General features: G+C 73.8%; 2 protein-coding genes. Both read left to right on the top strand.

Features of this window, described 5'->3' with window-relative positions:
- Positions 1-91 precede the first annotated feature (91 nt).
- Positions 92-1216: a DUF3626 domain-containing protein gene (locus tag DLJ47_RS34320; protein ID WP_446723643.1), complete on the top strand. Its 1125-nt coding sequence runs from the start codon at positions 92-94 to the stop codon at positions 1214-1216.
- Positions 1217-1544: 328 nt separating this feature from the next.
- Entirely contained in the window at positions 1545-2270 is a 726-nt protein-coding gene (locus tag DLJ47_RS34315; RefSeq protein ID WP_109906399.1) for a hypothetical protein, read from the top strand.
- Positions 2271-2408 lie beyond the last annotated feature (138 nt).

Here is a 2408-nt window from a genome sequence, read left to right as displayed (position 1 = left end):
GACCCAGGCACCGGTCACCGCAGACCCCGGCCCGGAACCGGTCGGGAAAACGGGATGCGCCGAGCCGGCAGGCGCGGAGATGATCGTCGGCGTGCAGCCCGTCGGAGCCCCGGCAACCGCCGCCGTGTCCCTCACCCCGGCGCAGCGCGCCGCGCTCGACCACGTCCGGCGGACCGCGCTGCGGGACCGCCCCGCCGCCCTGGCCGTCATCGCCCGGGCGCTGGCCGGATCGGGCGTCACCCACCAGCCGGAGGAGCTGATCACCGCGATCGGCCGGCACGGGCGGCTCACCCTCAACTTCCACCCCGACCGGCTGATCGCCGACGGCCGTACGGTCGCCGGGGCGCTGGCCGAGGAGGGGATCTACCGCAGCCAGTTCGAGACCCGGATCTCCAACGGCGGGCTGACCGCGTACCCGGGCGGCGACCGGGACCGGTGGGAGGAGTCGCTGTTCGGCGGCGCCTACCAGGCGCCCGGCGTACCCCTCGCCGACCGGCCCAAGTACGGCGGGCTGAACCTGCTCGACCACCCGGACGGCGCCTGCCCCCGCTTCGGCTCGTGTCACCTGCGGTTGCGCCCGGAGGTGCTGGCCCGGGCCACCTTCTGCTTCGGCGACAGCCACCTCGGCCCCCGGGACCTGGGCACCGTCGACGTGTTCGAGCCGGTGCTGGCCGCCCTGATCGCGGCGACCGAGGCCACCGGGACCAGCCTCGGCCGGCCGGGGATGGACACCGTGGCCCTGGTGCGGGCGCTGCTGCGCCGCCGGGAGGACGCGGCCTGGTCGCCCGGCGCGGCCGGCCGGGCCCTGGACGACTACATCGAGGCGCAGGTCCACGGGGACCTCGACCTCGGCCGGGACGTGGAGGCGGTGGTCGTCGACCCGTCGTTCCGGGGCACCGAGGCGGGCGCGACGCTCGCCGGGATCGCCCGGCGGCACGGCTTCGCCCTCTGCTGGCACCGGGGCTTCGCCCTGCCGGTGGACGAGATCGACCCGGAGTTCCGTGGGCCGGCCATCCCGCCGCTGGCGGCCCGGGTGCACGCCGAGTTCGCCCGGCCGGGCGAACCGGTCGACGCCGCGCTGATCGGCCGGGCGGCGGTCTCCGTGGTGACCGATCCGGCGCGCTGGGCGGACCGCGGGCCCACCGAGGTGACCCTGCAGCACCTCAAGCAGCTCTGGCACGTCCTGGTCCGGTTCGGGGCCCCGTACGCCGACTGAGTCGATCGCGGCGTCTGTGCCGGTTCGGCCCCCGCCGGGCTGCGCATACACCCAGGGGCGTCCGTGCCGGTTCTGCCCTGTCCGGCCGGTGATCGCCGCAACGATCCAGGTCCGGTCGATACCGGTGTGGTCGCTGGTGGGCGCGTCTCTCCCCGCTGTCCGGTGACCTGGACCGCAGCCGGCGCCGCTCGGCCGCATATCCGGAATGACCGACACGTGAAGCTGGTTGTGTCCCCCGTACGGCCGGAGCCCAAACCTCTTCTCCGGCACCGGAGATCCCCCGAGAGGTGCTCAACCGGAGCGCTTCACGATCGAAAGGGCAACCATCGTGAAGGTCGACTTCACTCGATGGCTCCCCGCCATCGCGAAGGACTCGTATCGCAAGATCGCGAACGACTCGTACCGCAAGACCGCCCTCAGCGTGGCCGGCGTGGCCGCCCTGGGTGGCCTGGCCCTCGCGCCGACGGCCGCGGCGGCACCGATCACCACCGGCCCGCACGAGGGTGCCGTGGCGGCGATCGAGAAGGCCACCGGCGGCCGGGCCAAGACCGACCGGACCGACGAGTCGGCACTGACCACCGGCGGCACCACTGTCAAGCCGGCCGCCGAGAAGCCCACCCGCGAGGAGCTGATCCCGCACGGCGTGCAGGGTGCCCAGTCGCGTATCCCGCTGGACGACGCCCAGCTCGCCAACGCCCGGGCCATCATCGACGTGGCCAAGAAGACCGGCGTGGGGGAGCGCGGCGCGGTGATCGGCATCGCGACGTCGCTGCAGGAGTCGAAGCTGTACAACCTCGGCCACCTGGGCGCGTACAACGACCACGACTCGCAGGGCCTGTTCCAGCAGCGGCCGTCGTCGGGTTGGGGTTCGCCGGAGCAGATCACCGACCCGGAGTACGCCTCGACGGCGTTCTTCACCGCGCTCAAAAACGTCGGCGGCTGGCAGGACCTGCCGCTGACCGCTGCGGCGCAGACGGTGCAGGTGTCGGCCTACCCGTTCGCGTACGCGCAGTGGGAGGAGCAGGCGGCGGACATCGTCGCGCAGCTCTGGTGACAACCGCATGACGAACCGGCCGGTCCCGCACGGGGGCCGGCCGGTTCGCGTCTGCCCGGGGGCCTTGCGGTCGGGCTTGATTCCTGCGTCGGGGTCGGTTGCGGTGGGTGGGTGGGTGGTTGCGGTTGGGGTGTGGCC

The organism is Micromonospora sp. S4605 (genome assembly GCF_003176715.1).
Classification (GTDB): domain Bacteria; phylum Actinomycetota; class Actinomycetes; order Mycobacteriales; family Micromonosporaceae; genus Micromonospora; species Micromonospora echinaurantiaca.
Note: the sequence above shows the minus strand (reverse complement) of the source record. Positions and strands in the feature narration are given on the sequence as shown.